Genomic DNA, 21,383 nt, shown 5'->3' on the forward strand with positions numbered 1-21,383 from the left:
ACCTATAAATATTTATTATCCCTTCCTATTTTCACATCATGAAAACAATTAACTTTGCTATAATTAAAATGTAAATCCAATATATGGAGGGCCACTATGGAGGAAAAAGAGATCCAACCATCGATTCAAATGAAAAATAGTAGCGTCATTATCGTGAAAAACTCAGCTAGTATTATATTCGGTTTATTTTTCATTCTGCTATTCTTTGCTAAACCGTTTCGTAAATCAAAATGTCCAGAATGTAAAAAACGTGAGAAGAAAAAATCAGGACAAGAACAATAAAAGGCCTTCCTTTATGGAATGCCTTTTTACATTTGTAGCATCATTTTATTTATTCTTCTCCCTAAAAAACAACTATATTTTCTCCCAAGGTTCCCTACATCTTTTTTGATTTGTAATATGGTCCTTATATAAAACATGAGAAAGAGTATTGGTACTTGTTACCCGCTTTTAATTTTTATTAAACACTTCAAATTTGTACATCTTTATCCATCACTAACAATTCGTTAATTAGTTAACTTTGTAATATAAGTTTTGTATATAATGTCATTCAAAAACACAATATATATAAGTAACTATTTATAATTACATTGCTTTTTATCGAATTCCAAAAAGGAGCTGTATACTATGGACAAAGAAAATCTCTTAAGCCAGCAGGTTAATAGCATCCCCTCAGATGCTCTGAATACCCCTAGTAAGGAACAAGAACAACTGTTAGAAACATCGTCTCAAAACGTACAAAATTCCAACAACAACACTAACAAAAAAGATGTTACTCAAGGTCTATCTGGAAAAGATTCCCCTATTTCAATAGAGAATACAAATTTATAGTTATTTACTATCATACGCAGCAAATACTCTTGCTGAACTAATTCTTCTACAGAAACTAATACGCATTCCAGATAATTTTTCACCCGTTGTAACATAGAAAAAGAGATTTAGATATAAAAACAGGCTCTGAAAAAACTTTCCCCACAACAAAAAAAAGGATGGCATTAGCCATCCTTTTTTCCATCATCAACTATAAAATTATAGTTTGATTACGTTTTTAGCTTGAGGTCCACGGTTACCTTCTTCGATTTCGAAGCTAACTTTTTGGCCTTCTTCTAGAGATTTGAAACCTTCAGTTTCGATTGCAGAGAAGTGTACGAATACGTCGTTTTCGCCTGGAACTTCGATGAAACCGAAGCCTTTTTCGTTGTTAAACCATTTTACTTGTCCTGTTACTGCCATGATTATTTCCTCCTAAGAAAATACAAATTTAATTTTTTTAGTCTTCCTGTCTAAAAAAAGAATCCACACATTATCAAATACGAAACATAAACTAGTTCTCACATACTTTTTCTCGTTCGTTTTCAGCACTTGATAACATATGGATTGCTTAATTTAACTATTCAACTGACATCATCATAGCACATTAAAATAAAATGTACAATCTTTTTCGAAAATAGAATTTCTAATTTTTAGTATTTCTTATAAAATATAATTATCTCTATTCCAAATAAGGAGGAGTTTATGACCAATAAAATTCCTAGAAAAACATTAAAAAGAATTGAAGAGGATATTGAAAATAATAATCTTGGAAAAGCAAGAGATAGATTGCATGGCCTCATCTTTACATACCCAAATGAATTACATCTTCGAAAGCAACTCGGAGATATTTATTATAAATTACAATATCCGGAAATGGCTGGACGTTACTGGTATCTAGAGGAGCATAAAACAGACATTATGCATGAATCATGTTTATTATTTGAAAAATCAATGGGAAATAGTCCTCATCATATTGCACGTGCTTTAAAGTTTAAAGGCGATTCTAACCATATAAAAGGTTTGTATAAAGATCAATCTTTATCTTCAGTACAGAAGAAAGTAGCAGAGGAGTTAATTTATGAGTATAAAGAAACATGGCAAGATAAGCTAGTTCCTTTTGGCTGTCTAGCATTGCTTGCTTTCCTTCTCTTTTCTGCCGTTATTGGTCTATTCACTATTTGGAATTGGATTTTTTAATTACAGGGGGAATTTTCACATGTCAAACTACGCTAAAGAAGAAAGACTAACAGGGGGAAACGTCTCAAGCGTATATCGTTCTGAAAATACTGTTCGGCGAGAGTTAAAGCCAGGCAGTGAAAAGATTCATAAGTTATTGCAACATTTAGAAAACAAAGGATTTCATTATGCTCCAAAGTTTTTAGGTGTAGATGAAAAGGATAGAGAGATTTTATCCTTTATTGAAGGAGAAGCTGGCAATTATCCTTTAAAAGAATATATGCGATCTAATGATGTATTAAAAGAAATAGCAAAGATGCTCCGCCTTTACCATGATGCTGTAAGTGATTTTCCGTTATTAGATGATTGGAAACCGATGGATCATACTCCAAATAACATTGAGGTTTTATGTCACAATGATTTTGCCATATATAACATTATTTTTAATAATGAGAAGCCAGTAGGGATTATTGATTTCGATGTTGCTGCTCCTGGTCCAAGACTATGGGATATCGCTTATACACTCTATACTTGTGTGCCTTTAAGTAGAGTGTATTATACAGAATCCGGTAAAGCCGTTCATTATGACTCATCGCAACATGCAGATCGCATTAAAGAGAGGATGAATTTGTTCGTTCAGTCCTATGATAAAAATATGGATGAAGATTACTTAAGAATGGTGTCGCTTCGATTAGAAGGGTTATGTACATATATGAAACGAAAAGCGCAAGAAGGCGACTTGAATTTCCAAAGAATGATTGATGAAGGACATTTAGAGCATTATGAAAAAGATATGAAGTTTATTCGTGATCATGGAGCTGAGTGGATTTGATCATATTGTCTTTTTTGTCGGTAAGTCGATATCCTTTGTCGAATCGTCGATATATTTGAAAAATCGTTGATATATTTTAAGTTATGATAGATATATCGAAAAAATCGTCGATATATTTTTATTTACTCTCGAATCGTGCGAAAAATAATAAGGGGCACCTTTCAAAAAGGTGCCCCTTCCTTTTATTTCGTAAACTGTGCTTCTTCCGTAGATCCTTTTAACGCTGTCGTTGATGAAGTTCCGCCTGTAATCACTTGTGCTACTTCATCAAAGTAACCTGTTCCTACTTCGCGTTGATGACGTGTTGCAGAGTAGCCATGTTTTTCAGCTGCGAATTCTGCTTGTTGTAGTTCAGAGTATGCTGCCATGCCGCGCTCTTTATAGCCACGTGCTAGTTCAAACATACCGTAATTTAATGAATGGAATCCAGCAAGTGTTACGAATTGGAACTTGTAACCGTAAGATGCGATTTCCTTTTGGAAGCTTGCAATTGTTTTTTCATCTAGTTTTTGTTTCCAGTTGAATGAAGGTGAGCAGTTATATGCAAGTAGCTTCCCTGGATGCTCCTTATGAATTGCGTCCGCAAATCGTTTTGCATCTTCTAAATTTGGTTCTGACGTTTCACACCAAACGAGGTCTGCGTACGGTGCATACGCTAAACCGCGCGCAATTGCTTGATCAAGACCTGCATTCGTACGGTAAAATCCTTCTGGTGTTCTTTCTCCTGTAATAAATGCTTTATCAACAGGATCGATATCGCTCGTAATTAAATCAGCTGCATCCGCATCTGTTCTTGCAACGATAATTGTCGGCACTCCCATTACATCTGCTGCAAGGCGTGCAGAAATTAAATTGCGTACTGCTGTTTGCGTTGGTAGTAGTACTTTTCCACCTAAATGGCCACATTTTTTCTCTGAAGATAATTGATCTTCAAAATGCACACCTGATGCACCTGCTTCAATCATACCTTTCATCAGTTCGAATACATTTAATTGCCCACCAAATCCAGCTTCTGCATCTGCTACAATCGGTACGAAATAGTCTGTATCATCGCTTCCTTCCATATGCTGAATTTGGTCCGCACGTTGAAGCGTTTGATTAATTCGTTTTACTACAGCAGGTACGCTGTTCGCTGGATATAAACTTTGGTCTGGATACATATGTCCAGAAAGGTTTGCATCAGCTGCTACTTGCCAACCACTTAAGTAAATCGCTTTTAACCCAGCTTTTACTTGTTGCATCGCTTGGTTTCCTGTTAATGCGCCAAGTGCGTTAATATAGTCTTCTGTATGAAGCGATGTCCAAAGCTTCTCAGCACCGCGACGCGCTAACGTATGTTCAATATCAATTGACCCGCGCAGGCGAATTACATCTTCTGCCGAATATGGACGTGTGATCCCTTTCCAACGCTCATCTAATTCCCAGCTTTCTTGTAACTTCTCGATTCTTTCGTTTTTCATTTGTTCCATCCCCTTTTCATTTTTTATAAAATTTCATAACCCAGTAATGTTAAAAATGGTACGAATTCATCATTTCGAACGAGATCTGTAAACAACGTTGTCGCCTCTTGGAATCTCCCTTTCTTAAAGGCTTCCTTACCAATCTCTCTTTCTATTTTTGCTAATTCTTCTTCTTTTAGCTCTTCCATTAATTCAAGCGTAATATTACGACCATCATTTAGTTTTCCACCTTCATGACGAATCCATTGCCATACTTGTGCTCTTGAAATTTCAGCTGTTGCCGCATCTTCCATTAAGTTATAAATGGGTGCTGCTCCCCGTCCGCTTAACCAAGATGCAATATATTGAATACCTACGCTAATATTCATGCGAAGGCCCTCTTCTGTAATCGTTCCCACCGGTACCTCTAGTAAATCGTTTTCTGTTACACATATTTCTTCACGTTTTCTAAAAATTTGATTTGGTGTTTTCATAATGTGATTAAACACTTCCATTGCAACCGGTACAAGTCCAGGGTGGGCAACCCAAGTCCCGTCATGACCGTCTAAAGCTTCGCGTTCCTTATCAGCACGCACTTTTTCAAAAGCTGCTTCATTTGCTTCTGGATTATTTTTAATCGGAATTTGTGCCGCCATTCCTCCAATTGCTGGTGCATTACGGCGGTGACATGTTTGAATTACTTTCAAAGAATACGAACGCATAAATGGCGCCGTCATCGTGACTTGTGCTCTATCTGGTAGTAAGAATTTATTATGATTACGGAAACTCTTTAAAAAGCTAAAAATATAATCCCATCTTCCGCAATTTAAGCCAGCAGAATGATCTTTTAGCTCATATAAAATTTCATCCATTTCAAACGAAGCGTGAATCGTTTCTAGTAACACAGTTGCTTTAATCGTTCCGTTTGGAATGCCGATATATTTTTGAGCAAATACGAATACATCATTCCATAATCTCGCTTCTAAATAACTTTCCATTTTCGGTAAGTAAAAGTATGGGCCGCTCCCTTTTGCTAAAAGAGCTTTCGCATTATGGAAAAAATACAAGCCGAAATCTACTAAACTACCCGACATATTTTTCCCATCAACTTGCATATGCTTTTCCTCTAAATGCCATCCTCTTGGACGTACAATGAGTACAGCTGTTTTCTCATTTAATCTATATTCTTTCCCTTTATCATTTTCATGTGAAATCGTTCCCTTTACTGCATCTCGTAAATTGATTTGCCCTTCAACTGCGTTTTCCCAAGTTGGTGCATTCGAATCTTCAAAATCCGCCATAAAAAGATGCGCTCCTGAATTTAAAGCATTAATGACCATCTTTCTATCTACCGGTCCAGTAATCTCTACGCGGCGATCCTCTAAGTCTTTTGGCAGCTTGGCAATTGTCCAATCCGCTTCACGTATGTGTTTTGTTTCTTCTAGAAACTTCGGAAACTCCCCTGCATCAATTCTCTTTTGTTTTTCTACACGTTTTTGTAAAAGTTCTATGCGGCGCTCATTAAAATTCTCATGTAGTTCCTTCAAAAAACTAAGCACCTCAGGTGTCAATATTTCGTTGTACGCTGGTAACATTTCTCCAACGAGTGTAACCCGTGAAGTTTGCGTCGACATATTAGCATCCCCTTCTTAAACTGTTTTATAACAGATTTGATTTCATGTTTTATATTATATAACAAATCTTCAGAAAAGGAAGTTTTTTTTGAAAATTCATTTCATTTTTTTTCAAAACGCCATTCTTTCGCGCTTTATTTCATACAAAAAAGGCCGCTGTTATACAACAACGACCTTTTTGTATTATTTTTAAATTTCACTTTGACTAGTTAAACTTTATTACTGCCCTTGTTCCATATCATGCAATATTGCTCTATGTAAAAACTGTGCGTATTGTTCTCTCGTTACCTTCATAGACGGACCGAATTTACCTTCTCCGATTCCCATTGTAATACCATTTGTTTGTACTGCACTAATTGCATTCGTTGCCCATGAATTTGTTGAAACATCATTAAAGTTATGAGATCCCTTTGCCTGTAAGTCAAAAGCATTCGTAAGAACTTGTGCCATTTCCGCACGCGTTAACGTCGCCTTCGGTCTAAAGTTTCCATTCTCGTCTCCCTGGAAAATTCCCATTTCCGTTAAAGCCAATATCTCCTCGATAAAGCTTGTTGAATTTTCATCAATATCTCCATATGGGTTTTCATATTCATCTTGTTCTTCCATATCAAACACACGGTAAATTAAAGCTGCAACTTGCTCACGTGTTACATTATCCCCAAAACCGAATATTCCATCGCCATATCCTAAAATAATTTCTTGTTCCGCTAATTCATGAATTGCCTCATATGCCCAATGCCCTTGTGGTACATCTTTAAATACAATTGTATTTGTTTTTTGCAACGGTGCACTTTCCGCTTTTACACTGTTACTCTCTGCTGAGAATAACACCCCACCCATAATTGTTAATGCTGTAGCTGTTTTTAATAATTTTTTGCTCATCAAATTATCTCCCCAATATGTATATGTTTTTTTAAAAATATACAGAATAAATGGTATAGTGACAATATATTTTTCGACACATTTCGTGACGGTTTTGTGAATCATATTAAACATCATGTCTTTTTCATCGGGTTGATTATAAAGCTTGTGTATAACCATAAAAATACATAAATACGAATAATAATTCTTTTTTAAACAAACAAAAAAGCACAAATATTTCTATTTGTGCTTTCATATTTCACTCTACTTCCAATCCTCTTTCAAATGATAATTAATAATCGCATTATTAATAAACTGAGCATATTGTTCTCTAGGTACAGGGCGATTTAATTCATACATGTCATTCCCAGTTCCTCTCACAACATTATTAGATTGTAACGCACTAATTGCATCTTCTGCCCAGTGGCCTTTTGGAATATCTTTAAATGTATGTTTTTGTTTCGTTTCAAAATGAAATGCTCGTTTTAAAATGACAGCCATTTCCGCTCTAGAGATTGGTGCTTTCGGCCTAAAATTCCCTTGGCCATCCCCTGAAAAAACACCACGTTTTGTTAACGCCAAAATTTCCTTTTTAAAAGTTGTTGTACTATCAGAAACATCTTTATATGGATTCGCTACTGGCCCTTCTTCTTTTATCTCAAGTGTTCTGTAAATAGTCCCAGCTACTTGTTCACGTGTTATAAGATCGCCAACACCATACTTCCCGTTTCCATACCCTAATATAATTTTATGATATGCTAAGTCCATAATAGCATCATATGCCCAAAATCCGTATGGAACATCTTCAAACACAATCATTTGTGGATACTCTTCCGCTTTTACAGGCGTCACATTCGTCCCTGCAAATATGCCTCCTGCCATTGTCGCAATCATCATTACACCCAATATTTTTTTCTTCATTGTCCTCTCTCCCTATTTCATTCAAATAAAATGAACTTCATTGTTTCAGGAGTATTATTTTTTGGTGAATGTAAGATAAAATGTAAATCTTCTAGAAGAAATATTTCCACTACCTTTCTGCTTTATACTCCCTTCTTTCTTTTTCAAAAAGGAAGTTGTCACATCTAAGGTGTTATATACTAAAACATTCTACAATCTCTTTATAAACTCCTTTTCACTTTATAACTTCCCTTTATTGGCACCTAAAGGAGATACCTAGTGGAGGCTACTATATTCATGGTTTATATTTCAGGGGTAGCATTTTTCGCTGAATTTTGAGGTGGGGGTCTTACTGCCCAGCAAATAACGAGATAAAAAAATCATCCTTTTTTCTTAAAAGAGGATGATTTTTTATCTTTATTAACACTCAAATATGCTACTACTTTTGAAGAGTAAATTGGGCAACTATTTGTTTTAGTTTTCCTGCTGCGTTATGCATATGTTCAATTGAAATCGAAATCTCTTGAACAGATTTTTCTTGCTGTTGAATAGACTCTTTTACCCTATCAGTTCGGTCAGATGATCTTTGAGAAATTTGAGCCATGTCTTCTGCAGAAGCCGAGATTTCCTCACTACTCGCTGCAATTTCATCTGTAGACATAGATACCGTTTGAATTTGCTCAGATACTTGCTGTACCTTTTCTGTAATTGTTCCAAATACTTTTTCTGTATGCATTACTACTTGTGTACCTGCCTGTACCTCATTATCTACTTTCCCCATCATATGTACCGTATGGTTCGTTGTTCCCATAACTTGAGTAATAAGATTCTCAATTTGTTTTGCAGAATCACTAGATTGTTCTGCTAATTTCCGCACTTCATCTGCCACAATTGCAAATCCTCTACCACTTTCACCAGCACGTGCAGCCTCAATTGCGGCGTTTAATGCTAATAAGTTAATCTGGGAGGTAATACCTTGCATTACATCAATGATTTTAACAATTTCTTCTGATTGTTCTTTCATAGTCTCTACTTGTTTCACACCGCTATGTACCGAATTTTGAATTGTATCCATCTGTTGAATCATTTGTTTCATTAATTTGTTACCATTCTCTGCATCTAATGCTGATTGAGCAGATAATTCATTTACAGAGGATGATGTATTGACTATACTCTGCATTCCTTGTGTCAACTCTTCCATCGCACCCGCAGTTTGTTCCATTGCTTGCATTTGACTTTCTGCACCATTTGCAACTTCTTCAATATCCATAGTGATTTTCTTCGCTGCACTACTAGATACTTCTGATGCAGATACTACTCCGTCTGCATGTTGAAATAAAAGCTGAATATTATTCTCTACTTCTTGCATATTTGTTCTTAGCCCTGCAATCATCTCGTTAAAATTACTTACTAATACACCTAATTCATCTTTAGCAGTATAATCACCATGTACGGTTAAATCTCCTTCTTTCGCTCTTTCCATCATACGACTAACCGTTTGTAAAGGAGCAACTATAAGCTTGCTAATAATATAACTTACTATACATATAACGATTGTAGTAACTACTACAAGAATGATAAAGGTAATAACGGAACGATCAATCATTTTTTGAGAATCTTTAAATACTTGGTCAGCTAAATTTGAAACATACGATTCTAGATCCACTGCATAACCAGCTAACTCTATTCCCTTCGGTTTTAATTCCTTCTGAAATTCATTTACCATTTGTGGCTCGTTTGTTGCCTTCGCCTTTTCAAATAATTTCTTATATGTATCTTTATAACTTGGCAAAGATTTCTTCATCTTCTGAAACAGTTCATCCTCTTGCTTACTTAAATTAAAACCATCATCATATTCTTTTAATAAAGAATCATATTTTTTAAGATCCTTTTCAATATTATCAATTATTCCCTCTTTATTTGCCACTTCATTTTGTGATGCCGTAATTAACTCTAATAAGTTATATTCTAGTGAATTTTGTGTGCGAAGCATTCCTTCTAATAAAATTGCAGAATATTGATAATCATCTACTACAACCTCTGTATCGTGCTTAATCTTATTAATAGAATGAATTGCTACACTGCTTATAATTACCATACCTAAAACTGCTAATGAAATAAGCGCTAATAATTTATATTTCACTTTTAAATTTTGTAAAAAATACATTTTTTCACCTTTATTCCTTTATATATAGATTTTTAGAATTTTATAGCTTATTATTTACAAAATCGCAATAAAAAGCAATGATAAATATTCCCAATATGAAACTTATATTTCTATAAAAAAAAGTAGCATAATAGCTACTCCTTTTTTCTTTGTTTCTCATATTGTTCAAACGCATGAATTCTTTCAAAAATTGGTGGATGCGTGTATAAGAAAAACTTCACTAACGCAGGCGGATTTACTTGGCTTAAACTTGTTTTTGATAAATATTGAAAAGTTTTCACACCAGATTTTCCGTCCTTCGTCATATTTAAAGCATATTGATCTGCCGCTCTTTCTTCTATACGTGAAACATAGTTTGTTGCTGGTTGTACTGCAAATGAGAGTATAGAAGAAATTAAGAAAAATAAAGGTAAAATGGAGAAACATGCCACTTTTGAAATTTGCAATGTATCTCCCCATTTGCGAATACACATATTTATAATACGACTAATTAAAAACATACCTATAAACGATAGCAATACATAACTTGCAACGCCAAAATATATATGCTTCATAACATAATGCCCCATTTCATGGGCCATGATAAATAAAATCTCTTTATCTTTTAACTGCTTAAGCGTTGTATCCCACATTACAATACGGGCGTTAGGGCCAATTCCTGTTACGTAAGCATTTAATGCATTCGTTTTTTCTGACATATTTACTTCATATACGTGTTTAGCAGGAATGTCCGCTTTGTCTGCTATCGCTAAAATTTTCGTTTCTAATTCTTTATTTTTCAGCGTCGAGAAGTCGTTATAAAGCGGATCAATAACGACAGGCTGTATGAATGTTAAAAAGATTGTAAATGGAACAGAGAGTGCCCATCCTGCGAGCCACCATCTCTTCGGAAATTTACGGATAAGCCATAATAGAACGGTAACTACAATTAACATAGTCGCATAACTTTCCCAAAAACCGATAACATGATCTTTTATCCAGCTTTGTGTACTTTGCGTTGAAATGCCGTAATCAACGGACACTTTCCGGCCAATCCATTGCATCGGTAAGGCAAGCACTGTTGTCAGTAATGATAAATAAAAGAAATAAATCGCAACTTGCAAAACACTTATTTTAGTCGTTTCCTTCGACCATTTCTCAAACTTTCTTGAAATACCTAGCACAAGTACAAATAATAAAATAATCCATTCAAGAGGCGTCGCTAAAAAGTATAGTAAATTTTTCACGCGCGAATAATCTTGGCTTAGCGTAAGCTCTCTAGCACTCATAAACGTTTCTGGATCTGCACTCGTTCCCTTATACATGTCCGGAATAAGTTCATGATTCCATCCAAATAAATACCAATATATAAGTAACGCAAATCCAACGTACAAAAAAAGCGACCAACCGATAACCTTCCTCACGCTATTCCCTCCTCTATGCTGCCTGTCTATTATTATTGTAAGTTCATACACGCTAAATTAGAACAAGCTTATTATGTGAATTGCTCGAAATCCTTTTATTTACAAAAAAACTCTTCTACATAAGAAGAGTTTTGCCTATCTTTAAACACTTTCTTCGGTTCACAATCCGGAATAAGGATCGCACTTGCAAACCAACACGTACCCTACTTGCTTTTTAGATAACATAAAGAGCCTCTTTAAGGAAGTACATCTATTAATAAACTAAAATCTTGTAAAGAGAAAGAACTATATTTCATAATCCCCTGTACAGCTAAAAGTAAAACAAGACCGATCACACACATATAATTAACGCTTTCTTCATTCTTTTTTTCAGTAACGACTCCACCACTTATACATAAAATCCCTAGCAAATGAAGCGCTAAATACATGAAAAAATAAGCTTCCTCCCAGCGCAAAATAACATTCACTGTCGTTATTAACACTAGACTAAGTAAAATCAAATAAAAAAACTTATTTGATGATATCGTTTCATTCATATAATTTTATACATCCCTTTCAAATTTCGAATTAATGATGTTTCAAAGCTATAAAGTAAATGATTGTTTTTATACCATAAAACAAAAGGAAAGCCACCATTACTTTCTCGAATACTTTATGAATCCACATATACTTCTCTTCATTCTTTCTGAAGATGCGCTTCATCATTTCTTCTACAATTAGACCAAATATTAGTAAAACCCCGAACACAATAAGAAGAGAAATAATATTTTCTTTTAAATGAGTACTAGAAAATAAGTACTACTCTGGAAACACAATCGTATCTACTACAGGTTGAAGCCGATTACAAAATGTTTTATCACACATATCTGTAATAGACGTAGAATCTATAATGTCTTTTAATATTTTTTCAACCGTCTTCTTCATCTCATTTACTCCCGACTACATCTGAAAAGCTCTTTTCCTGCTCTGCATATATAACTGGCACTTCTTTACTCCAATATTTGCGATTAACAAATAAAAAGATAAGTACTAAGTTTAATCCTGTTATAAAAATAATAAGTCCAGGAAAGAATGTCGTATAATTTGAGAAATCGGCAAAACTCATAATTTTTTCTCTACTTATTAGAAAAGACGCACCTATTACAAATGCATTGTTTAACATATGTATTGCAATTGGCATGAGTAAACTTTTCGTACGAATATATACGATTGACAATACGATGCTGAATATGGCTGCACCGAGGAAATCAACATGTAACAACGCAAACAATATTGCTACAACGATGGTCGCTATGCTCGTTCCCCATTTTGTTGCAAAACGTTGAAGTAAAAATCCGCGAAAAACAAATTCCCCAATAATTGGTGCGATGAATACGACCCTAATGACTTGAGATACATATCCCCCAGTACTATCTACAATTGGTTCATGCAGGGCGTTCATAATAAAGTCCGGTGTAATCCATGCAAAACTATACATATACAAAATAAGATACCCGTAACTAAACATGCATAACATAACCGTAATGTATAAAACTTGTACCAAGTTAAATGTTTCATTTTTATTAACAAATAATGAAAATGAAATGTGGTGCTTTCTATACTCATAAGAAATCCATACCATCGGAAGGATATAGAATATAAGGATATTTATAAAAGAAGAATTTTGTATATGAAATATACTTGTTAGCAAATCGCCACTACTTCTCGCTATTAAAATTAATAGTGCAAATACAATTAAAAAATATCTAGCTCGCATCACTTGAAACGGGTTCACACTCATCTCCTCCCCTATGTTACTTTTATCATATCATTTGATTCTTAATTTTTTGCGAAAGAAAACCTTAAAATTTCCTTAAAAATTCCATAAGTTACAAAATGATGATATGATATTCGAGAAAATTAGGAGGGATGTTTATGTACCAAGCAAATATTTTACTCGTTGATGATGAAACAGCAATTTTACAATTACTAACTACCATTCTTGAAAAAGAAGGCTTTTCTCATATTACAACTGCAACATCAGCTGAAATGGCTTTATCTCTAACTAAGCAAAACAATTACGATTTAATTATTTTAGATGTAATGCTTCCTGGACAATCTGGTTTTGATATTTGTCCAATCATTCGCCAACAAACAGATTGTCCAATTTTCTTCCTATCAGCAAAAGCATCTGATTTAGATAAAATATCCGGATTTTCATACGGTGCAGATGATTATATTACGAAACCATTTAATCCATTAGAAGTAGTAGCACGCATGAAAGCACAGCTTCGGAGACATATGAAACAAACCGTACCACACGAACAAAAATCACACTCGATTTCATTTGGAAGATTTGAAATTGATCAGCACTCTGCAGAACTAACAGTAGATGGGCACATTGTCGAATGCTCCGCTCAACTCTTTCAACTACTACTCTTCTTTTGCGAGAATCCGAACTACGTATTTTCGAAAGAGGAAATATACGAAAAAGTTTGGGGAGCACCTGCCTATAATGGCGATGACAACACTGTTATGGTCCACATTCGAAAACTACGTGAAAAAATTGAACATGATCCAAGTAAACCAGAATATATAAAAACCGTTCGCGGGCTTGGTTATAAGTTCGTTACAAAGTAGGGTGACGATATGAATTTTAATAAACGACTTATTATTCAATTTATCATGCAACACGTTTTTGTTTTAGTTACATTACTTATCGCTGTAGTTGCTGCTTTTACTTATTTAATTTTTCTTCTTACTAGTACTTTATACGAACCTAACATTCCAGATTCTGATAGTTTTACAATTTCAAGATACATCTCTTCAGAAGATGGGCATATTTCGTTACAATCTGAAGTGCAAGATTTAATAAAGGAGAAAAATGATTGGCTCCAAGTTGTAGATGAAAACGGAAAAATCCTCTACCACTTTAATACACCAAATGATGTTCCGAATGCTTATACGAAGACATCTTTAGTCGCATATATACAACATCATATCGAAAGTAATTATAAATTTACATATTGGGAAATTGAATTAGAAGAAAAGAAAGTACTTGTTATTTATGGTGGTATGTTAAAAAGCAATGCGTTACTGACAGCAATTCAAAAGGATCACTCCTCTTTAACGATGGATTCGTTCACATTAACAGATCAAGAAAAACAGTTACTGTCTAAAGAAAAAGCAGCACTTCAAATATTTAATCAAAATGGCGAAGAGGTTTTTGCCTATCCAGCTGGAAAGAAAAAAACATTTTCAGCAATACAAATCGCCCTTAATGAAAAAGAACCGTGGAATCATAAAGAAAATACGTCTAGCTTTTACGATGCAAATAGTGGCAACCTTCTCGTTGTAACTGCAAAAAATGAGCACTACTATCCAGGTGACGAAATTGAAGATGTATTTACTAAGAAGTTTCTCATCGGATGTGGATTAATCCTTCTTATCGTATTTGTTTATTTAGTCATTCTTTCTATTTGGTACGGTAATAAATTCGGGAAACCGTTATTACATGCGATGCGCTGGCTTAAAAATATCGCTGGTGGAAAGTATGAAGAACCTATTAGTAAAAAAGGAAAACCCGTCAGGTTCCGGCGATCTGGTAAAGAAAAATGGTCATTCCGTTTGTTTAGAGATGTAACAAGTTCACTAGAACACCTTTCTATTACACTCAAAAAAAATGATGCGATGAGGCAAGTCCTCCAGCAAACACGAGAAGAATGGATTACCGGTCTAACACACGACTTAAAAACACCACTTAGCTCTATATATGGCTACGCATTATTACTCGAATCGAATCAATATAACTGGACTGATCGTGATATTCAGCAATTTGGTAGTGTTATGAAAGAGAAATCTCAATATATGACAACATTAATTGATGATTTAAGCTTAACGTATCAATTAAAAAATAACAGCCTTCCTGCCCAACACGTAAACGTTGAAATCAATCAGTTCGTTCAAAAAGTGTTATTGCAATTTATTAACAATCCAACACTCCAAAATCAAAATATTGAATTCGTACCGAGCTCAAATAAAATTCAATATTTCATTGAAGAAAAATGGTTCCAGCGTATTATCGAAAACTTACTAGTAAATGCTGTAAAACATAATAACGAAACAACTACTGTCATCGTAAAATTATCACAAAACGCTAATTCCTTTACACTCTCCATTTCAGATGACGGAAAAGGAATGGATGAAAAAACGAAAGAACTTCTATTTGAACGATATTACCGCGGAACAAACACAGAAGAAAGCAACATCGGAACTGGACTTGGCCTAGCCATTACAAAACAGCTCGTTCATGCTCATAACGGGACAATTTCCGTTGATAGTGCACTCGGAAAAGGAACGACGATTATTCTTGTATTTCCGTTTCGTTCGTAGGAAAGACGCTATGTGGCGTCTTTTTTCTTTTCTGGGTTGATTTTACAGTAATTGAAATTATGTGGATCGTTTTTTTGAGGTGTTTTATCGGTATATGAAATTATATCGGCGCAACTCGAATTATATCAGCGATTTTCTAGATATATCGACTTACCGACAAAAACCGACAATACTAACCTACTTCCTCTACTACTATACAAAGTAAAAATAACCCTTCATAACTCACTATGAAAGGTCACTCCATATTTCAGCTATTTCCCTACTAACACAAACACATTCTCATCAGGTGCTTCCATTACTGCAACATGTCCTGATTCTGTTGGAAATGGTTCGCGAATCCACTTTACATCTTTATTATCTTTTAAACTTTCATACGTTTGTTGTACATCTTCTACTAATACTTCGACTTCCGTAAAATTAATATCCGGATGATTGCTTATTACTAACTCTGAACTTTTCTCATCTGGAAACTTCAATCCTATTAACGTCCAAATACCCCCTTCTTCTAGTTCTCTTTCTATCATCCAGTTTTGCTTCATTCCCATTTCTTTATAGAAAGAAACTGATTTTTCTATATCTTTCGTATGTATAGATACACATTCTAGTTTTTTGAACATTTTCCCATTTCCCCTTTTATGAAAAAGCGAACCATCTCCCAATGATTCGCTCTTACCCTATTATTTTTTCTTCACCGGTATCCAAAGCTCTACTTGTGCAAACTCACTCTTATCTTCGTGGCAACGCTCATCGTATAATTCAAACTCTGTAACGCCGCAATGTTCATAGCCTGAATGCGGAAACCATTCTGAGAATACTGCATTCCAAGTTTGGTGGATAGACGATACCATTTCTTCATGAGGAACTTTCGGCGTTGTAAATACTGCATATGTTGCTGCCGGGAAAGTACGCTTCGCAATTTCATTTGGTACATTTTCAAAGTCTATAACTTCCATTCCGATAATGTAAGTGAAGTCCCCTGTTTCTAAATTAAAATCAGTACATAATCCAAGCTCTACCCATTGGCTCGTATCTTTACGATTCGGAATTGTTGTCCCAAGATCTTTTTGTAAATATTCTTGCCAAAATGCTGGAATGTCTTGATGGTTTTTCCCTTCTTTACTTGTCGTCTTCAGTTCATAACCCGCCACTAAAAATTCTGGTTTATTTACAATACGATATTCCATTTGTATGCCCCCTAAATACGGATTTAATTTTCTTTGCTTTACATTCACTCTGTAATACATCGGTGTTTCGATTTCTTGTTTTCGATATTCACTCGGTGTCATTTGAAATAATTTTTTAAAGGCTCTCGTGAACGTTTCGTGAGATTGAAAGCCATGTTCAAACGCGATATCAATAACTTTTTCAGCCGTATGAGAAAGTTGATAAGCTGCCCGGGCTAACCTCCTCTTTCGAACATACTCCATTACTGTATCACCTACTAATGCCTGAAATACACGATGAAAATGCGACTCAGAAAAACCTGCAATGCGAGCTAAATTACGCAGCGTTTGTTTTTCCATTACATCTTCCTCAATATAATCAATTGACCTTTGAATTTGTGTTTCATAGCTTTCCATCTCTGTTCACCCGCCTTATATGTATTATGATAAAAGAGAACGCAATCCAATTCTTGACGTTTTTTACTATAATTCCATAAAAAATTGTAACTTTTTTATATGTATTTCGTTGTTATGTATGAAGGGAGGGAAATTAGTGAAACGCAAACAATCATTAGAAGACATTTATTCAGATCATATGCATGATTTATTTCGCTATCTTCTCTCCCTAACCGGAGATTCTCACTGTGCGGAAGATCTCATGCAGGAAACATTTTACCGCATGCTCGTCCATATTGATTATTACAAAGGCGAAGAAATTAGGCCGTGGTTATTTACAATTGCCTACAACGCCTTTATCGATTGGTATCGAAAAGAGAAAAAATATAAAACAACAAAAGTGGAAGAATTCCATTTACCAAACGTGCCCAGTACAGAACATGAATATTTCGTAAAACATGAGATTGCTAGTTGGTTAGACAGTTTATCTTCTCTTCCGCTCGAAAGACGAAATGTCCTACTACTACGAGATTACTATGGATTCTCCTATAAGGAAATAGCAGAAATGACTGGTCTCTCATTAGCGAAAGTGAAAATTGAATTACACAGGGGACGGAAAGACACGAAAAGCATAAAGGAGTGATACGGATGGGTTGTACAGAATTTAAAAAACTATGGAAGAAGTATGAAAATGGAACGCTCACGCATGATGAACAAGAACTGTTAGAAAGTCATATTGAGTCATGTGAAGAGTGTGAAGCTTACTTAGATGAGCTGTTAACAAAAACAGAACCAATTAAGAAAAAGTTACCTCCAAAAAATCTTAAAATTCCTTTTTGGAGAATTAAGTGGAAACATCGTTTACAAACGTTTGGTTTTATATTATCAATTTGCATCGTTATCTATATAATCGGCGGGGTATTATCAGCCTTTTATTTTCAAGCTAATAATGATAAAAGGCTAGAAGAAATTAGAGAGGTTCCTTCGCTTGCACTTGAAGCAACGATCCCAAATAGCCGTGTTATGGGAGGCGGAACAAGTGTAGAAGCTTTTTTCCGTACGAATAGCCAATTTGATTTAGTACGAACCGTCGGTAAAAAAGAAATGCCCCTCGGTACAATAGAAACAAAAAGCTTCTTATCATCTGTAGATGTTACGAAGCGAACTTGGATGAATCCGTTCTATCAACCAAAACTCTTCTTTGTTCATCCAAAAACAGAGCAGGGTGATTATTTAAAGGATTCATCAAAAAAAGTATGGGATACACTTGCAAAAGTACATGATGGAACCGTTGCAGAAGTAGCAATTTCTTTTGATAAAGCTTACACTTTAAAAGAATTAGAACCGCTTTTATATAGCACATTCGAGGCACAAGAACTCCCTCCAACTCCTGTATGGTACGCTTTAGATACAGGACAAGAAAGAAAAAATGTAGATGACTATATCCTACATGGCGGAGAAGCTATAGGGTTTCCAGAACATGTAAGATTCCTCGATAATGAAACTGACGGGCAGAAAACGCAAGAAGACAAAGTAACCGAAATGATGCGCATCCTTTCTATCCATAAAAAAACGGTAAGCAAAATATCAGCGCTTTCTGAGAAAGAACTAAACTTAGATAAACGTTATCAATATGTAAAGGACAACGGTGTAAAAGTATACGGAATTGTTATTACTGGCCCATCGAAAGAGTTATTAAAATTACAAAACTCCCCGCACGTACGTTATGCGACTCTTGGAGATATTGAGATTTGGAATTGGTTTGATCATTAATAAAAAAGAAGTAGCGCTCTAAAAACGATGCGCTACTTCTTTTTTAATTCGAAATCACTTTCACATACATCCCTCTCACCGCTTTTTCATAAGCAATATCACTCATCTGTCTTATGTTTTCTGACACAACAGATGCTGGAATAACTTCACCTTCACGAAGTAACGGAGGATCAATAAGACGGACTTTATTTTTCTGATACAAATCGTAATCGTCTCTATCTTCTTTTACTTTTACATTGGGATGAACTTTTCTTAATAAAGCATGGACTTCTGAATCATTACATTGCTGCAATTTCGAAATAAGCTCAGCATCTTCAAGAAGGAAATCATCTGCATGAATAACCTTTTTATGAAGAGCTAACTTTAACGTTTTCACTAACATATCATTTCCGTAAATATTCATTGGTTTCATAAAGAAATCGATTACTTCTTTGTAATACGTTTCTGTAAACCACTCTGCCATTTCGATACTTTGAAGGACCATTTTCCCCTCTACTGCGATAATATCCTCTAAAAATCTATGAACCTCTTCTAAAGAAATATATCCGTATGTATACATATCTCGTAACGTATAATCCACTCGATCTGCACATAATTCGGGCGCTGACCTTTCCAGTAATGTCCACTTCGAATCATCTAATAAAATATCTTCATAGTTATAACCATGCTTCGCAAGGATCGCTGGAATTTCTGAGTTTTTCACAACAGAACTAAATATCTCTTCATGATAACTTTCATCTTCATTATCAAAAACGTAATCAATCACGTGGGAAAAGGCAGTATGCGATACGTCATGCAGTAAACTAGCGATCTGTTCTTCTACTGAACCACCTAGTTTTTTAACTAATAACATAACACCAACTGAATGATCAAAGCGCGTTACATTCCATTTCTCGTTCACTAAGTAACTTGCGCCATTTTGATGAATTCCCTTTAGTCTTTGCATAGACTTACTTGAAATTAATTCTTCTACTACTTGATCCACTTCAAATTCTCCGTATAGTACATCTGATATGATCACTTACAATCCCCCCCCCTTTATTTTAATCGAGTCTTATAATCGTATCTCTTTTATGAAATTAGCACCAACATAAATATTTATTGTTATTTGTTTTTATTGAAAAAAATAGAGAGCAATCAGCTCTCTATTTCATAACCCCTATTCAAACGTAACTTCTACCTGCACAATCTCCGACCTACTACCAAGTCTAAGCGGGGGTCCCCAAAATCCAAATCCAGAAGAAACAATTGCGTGGAACGCGCCTTTTTGTGCGTATCCCCAGTCTAGCTCGTACATTCTTCTCGTTACAATATAATTGGGCGCCATTTGTCCGCGGTGCGTATGACCGGATAATAATAAATCTACACCTGCCGCTGCTGCTTGTTTCAACTCAAATGGCTGGTGATCCATTGCGATAACAGGCATCGATTTATCTACCGTACTCATTAATTGTTTAAAGCTTTGACGATCTCGCTCTGTTTTATCTCTTCTTCCAACGAGATAAAAGTCATCTTCAATTGTAATTACTTCATCTAAAAGAATACGAATATCAATCTTATCCATCTCTTGTAAAAACTCTGGAACTGCTCTGCCGTAGTATTCATGGTTTCCTAAAACGCCATATACGCCTAATGGAGCTTTCATTTGTTTCATGATCGATCCCATATTCTTTTGAATGAACACACCTGGATGATCATCGATAATATCACCTGGCAGTAAAATAATATCAGGTTCCATCTCATTTACATGACGAACAAGTCTTTTTAAATGTGAAACGCCAGACAGTTTACCGAAATGCATATCAGAAGCCATCGCAATGCGTAAACTTTTACGCCCCTCTACCTTTTTCGGTATGTGCACCTCGTACTTTCTTACTACCGGACTATACGCATTAAATACTCCGTACGCAAAGATAAAGATAAATGCAGCTATCACAGCCGCTCCTGTCCAAATAATTGCCTCTTCTTTCTCTACTGAAAACTGTAAAAGAAAGACCATAATATTAGCTAATGGCAACAACATAAGTGCATATTGTATGACCGCAAACCAAATCGAACCTATCGTTCGCAGAAATGGCAGAAACTTAAACACTTGCACGAGAATGTACGCATATGAAATAAATGCGACTATGAAAGCATAATATCCCCAAGATTCCCAGCCAAATACCGCATGAAGCCAAACCCATCCGTTCCAGCCGATGTAAAACATAAGTAGTGTGTATATAATTAATATCGTAAATATATTGAGATAACGAAGATTCTTCACAGCCAGCCTCCTTATTGATTTCTTTTATTATAACTTGTTATGCACTTATAACGTAAATATTAAGCGCTTCAATCTTCAGAATAAGAACATTGATAAACATATTGTCTTAAAATTTTTAAGAACGGCTGTAATGGACATTTTCGAGTCTTAAGTGTTGGATGAAATTCTATTATCTTTATCCTTCAAAAC

General features: G+C 35.1%; 21 protein-coding genes and 2 pseudogenes. 9 read left to right on the forward strand and 14 right to left on the reverse strand.

All coding sequences use genetic code 11. The annotated features are described in order from the left end of the window. The first annotated feature begins 96 nt into the window (after window positions 1–96). A complete protein-coding gene (locus BLT20_RS02165; protein WP_000391373.1) occupies window positions 97–282 on the forward strand; it encodes a hypothetical protein in 186 nt (61 codons plus the stop codon). A 345-nt stretch (window positions 283–627) separates the two neighbouring features. Further along, window positions 628–831 (forward strand): hypothetical protein, encoded by a 204-nt coding sequence (locus BLT20_RS02170; RefSeq protein ID WP_000356917.1) that lies wholly within the window; start codon window positions 628–630, stop codon window positions 829–831. A 198-nt stretch (window positions 832–1,029) separates the two neighbouring features. Here the strand turns inward: BLT20_RS02170 and cspA are convergent, their stop codons facing one another. Next, window positions 1,030–1,233: an RNA chaperone/antiterminator CspA gene (cspA, locus tag BLT20_RS02175; protein ID WP_000301522.1), complete on the reverse strand. Its 204-nt coding sequence runs from the start codon at window positions 1,231–1,233 to the stop codon at window positions 1,030–1,032. Between the two features lie 282 nt (window positions 1,234–1,515). Here cspA and BLT20_RS02180 point away from each other — a divergent pair, with 282 nt between their 5' ends. Further along, entirely contained in the window at window positions 1,516–2,010 is a 495-nt protein-coding gene (locus tag BLT20_RS02180) for a DUF6584 family protein (RefSeq protein ID WP_000182393.1), read from the forward strand. A 19-nt stretch (window positions 2,011–2,029) separates the two neighbouring features. Beyond that, a complete protein-coding gene (locus tag BLT20_RS02185; RefSeq protein ID WP_000073795.1) occupies window positions 2,030–2,821 on the forward strand; it encodes a phosphotransferase in 792 nt (263 codons plus the stop codon). A 182-nt stretch (window positions 2,822–3,003) separates the two neighbouring features. Here BLT20_RS02185 and aceA read toward each other — a convergent pair whose 3' ends face one another. The 9 genes and pseudogenes from aceA to BLT20_RS02225 all read right to left on the reverse strand — a co-directional run bounded on the left by aceA (window position 3,004) and on the right by BLT20_RS02225 (window position 12,999). After that, entirely contained in the window at window positions 3,004–4,281 is a 1,278-nt protein-coding gene (gene aceA / locus BLT20_RS02190) for an isocitrate lyase (protein ID WP_000787346.1), read from the reverse strand. A gap of 23 nt (window positions 4,282–4,304) precedes the next feature. Next, entirely contained in the window at window positions 4,305–5,894 is a 1,590-nt protein-coding gene (gene aceB, locus BLT20_RS02195; RefSeq protein WP_000107335.1) for a malate synthase A, read from the reverse strand. A 219-nt stretch (window positions 5,895–6,113) separates the two neighbouring features. Next, window positions 6,114–6,881, reverse strand: a complete 768-nt coding sequence (locus BLT20_RS02200) for an S-layer homology domain-containing protein (protein WP_127063856.1) — start codon at window positions 6,879–6,881, stop codon at window positions 6,114–6,116. Window positions 6,882–7,019: 138 nt separating this feature from the next. Next, window positions 7,020–7,676 carry an S-layer homology domain-containing protein gene (locus BLT20_RS02205; RefSeq protein WP_000727102.1) on the reverse strand — a complete coding sequence of 219 codons (657 nt, stop codon included), beginning with the start codon at window positions 7,674–7,676 and terminating at the stop codon, window positions 7,020–7,022. Window positions 7,677–8,094: 418 nt separating this feature from the next. Then, a complete protein-coding gene (locus BLT20_RS02210) occupies window positions 8,095–9,822 on the reverse strand; it encodes a methyl-accepting chemotaxis protein (protein WP_000273762.1) in 1,728 nt (575 codons plus the stop codon). A 134-nt stretch (window positions 9,823–9,956) separates the two neighbouring features. Beyond that, window positions 9,957–11,225 (reverse strand): M48 family metallopeptidase, encoded by a 1,269-nt coding sequence (locus BLT20_RS02215; RefSeq protein ID WP_001233315.1) that lies wholly within the window; start codon window positions 11,223–11,225, stop codon window positions 9,957–9,959. A gap of 236 nt (window positions 11,226–11,461) precedes the next feature. Further along, the gene (locus BLT20_RS02220; RefSeq protein WP_001006050.1) at window positions 11,462–11,761 is read right to left on the reverse strand and encodes a DUF2101 family protein; all 300 of its coding nucleotides are present in this window, start codon (window positions 11,759–11,761) and stop codon (window positions 11,462–11,464) included. Window positions 11,762–11,792: 31 nt separating this feature from the next. After that, window positions 11,793–12,149: pseudogene (locus BLT20_RS30730) on the reverse strand (hypothetical protein). A gap of 1 nt (window position 12,150) precedes the next feature. Next, window positions 12,151–12,999, reverse strand: a complete 849-nt coding sequence (locus BLT20_RS02225) for a CPBP family intramembrane glutamic endopeptidase (RefSeq protein WP_001067985.1) — start codon at window positions 12,997–12,999, stop codon at window positions 12,151–12,153. 140 nt (window positions 13,000–13,139) lie between these two features. Here BLT20_RS02225 and BLT20_RS02230 point away from each other — a divergent pair, with 140 nt between their 5' ends. Together BLT20_RS02230 and BLT20_RS02235 are read left to right on the forward strand one after the other, a co-directional pair. Beyond that, entirely contained in the window at window positions 13,140–13,844 is a 705-nt protein-coding gene (locus tag BLT20_RS02230) for a response regulator transcription factor (RefSeq protein ID WP_000283871.1), read from the forward strand. 9 nt (window positions 13,845–13,853) lie between these two features. Next, complete coding sequence (locus BLT20_RS02235) at window positions 13,854–15,596, forward strand: sensor histidine kinase (RefSeq protein ID WP_001010450.1); 1,743 nt, start codon at window positions 13,854–13,856, stop codon at window positions 15,594–15,596. Between the two features lie 251 nt (window positions 15,597–15,847). Here BLT20_RS02235 and BLT20_RS02240 read toward each other — a convergent pair whose 3' ends face one another. Both BLT20_RS02240 and BLT20_RS02245 read right to left on the reverse strand, forming a co-directional pair. Beyond that, on the reverse strand, window positions 15,848–16,213 hold the full coding sequence (locus BLT20_RS02240) for a VOC family protein (RefSeq protein WP_000473638.1): 366 nt from the start codon (window positions 16,211–16,213) through the stop codon (window positions 15,848–15,850). 60 nt (window positions 16,214–16,273) lie between these two features. Beyond that, window positions 16,274–17,176, reverse strand: coding sequence for an AraC family transcriptional regulator (locus tag BLT20_RS02245; protein ID WP_000446826.1), 903 nt, complete (start codon window positions 17,174–17,176; stop codon window positions 16,274–16,276). 118 nt (window positions 17,177–17,294) lie between these two features. Between BLT20_RS02245 and BLT20_RS02250 the strand changes: the two genes are divergently transcribed. Together BLT20_RS02250 and BLT20_RS02255 are read left to right on the forward strand one after the other, a co-directional pair. After that, window positions 17,295–17,798: an RNA polymerase sigma factor gene (locus tag BLT20_RS02250; RefSeq protein WP_139372005.1), complete on the forward strand. Its 504-nt coding sequence runs from the start codon at window positions 17,295–17,297 to the stop codon at window positions 17,796–17,798. Window positions 17,799–17,803: 5 nt separating this feature from the next. Continuing rightward, a complete protein-coding gene (locus BLT20_RS02255; protein WP_000501945.1) occupies window positions 17,804–18,928 on the forward strand; it encodes an anti-sigma factor in 1,125 nt (374 codons plus the stop codon). A 43-nt stretch (window positions 18,929–18,971) separates the two neighbouring features. Here the strand turns inward: BLT20_RS02255 and BLT20_RS02260 are convergent, their stop codons facing one another. Both BLT20_RS02260 and BLT20_RS02265 read right to left on the reverse strand, forming a co-directional pair. Next, on the reverse strand, window positions 18,972–19,949 hold the full coding sequence (locus BLT20_RS02260) for an HD domain-containing protein (protein WP_000587075.1): 978 nt from the start codon (window positions 19,947–19,949) through the stop codon (window positions 18,972–18,974). Between the two features lie 138 nt (window positions 19,950–20,087). Next, window positions 20,088–21,194: a metallophosphoesterase gene (locus BLT20_RS02265; RefSeq protein ID WP_033684632.1), complete on the reverse strand. Its 1,107-nt coding sequence runs from the start codon at window positions 21,192–21,194 to the stop codon at window positions 20,088–20,090. A 34-nt stretch (window positions 21,195–21,228) separates the two neighbouring features. Here BLT20_RS02265 and BLT20_RS31270 point away from each other — a divergent pair. After that, window positions 21,229–21,342: pseudogene (locus tag BLT20_RS31270) on the forward strand (TetR family transcriptional regulator); the annotation flags it as partial. Window positions 21,343–21,383: the final 41 nt, after the last annotated feature.

Origin of the sequence: Bacillus sp. cl96, from assembly GCF_900100505.1 — a bacterium.
GTDB lineage: Bacteria > Bacillota > Bacilli > Bacillales > Bacillaceae_G > Bacillus_A > Bacillus_A cereus.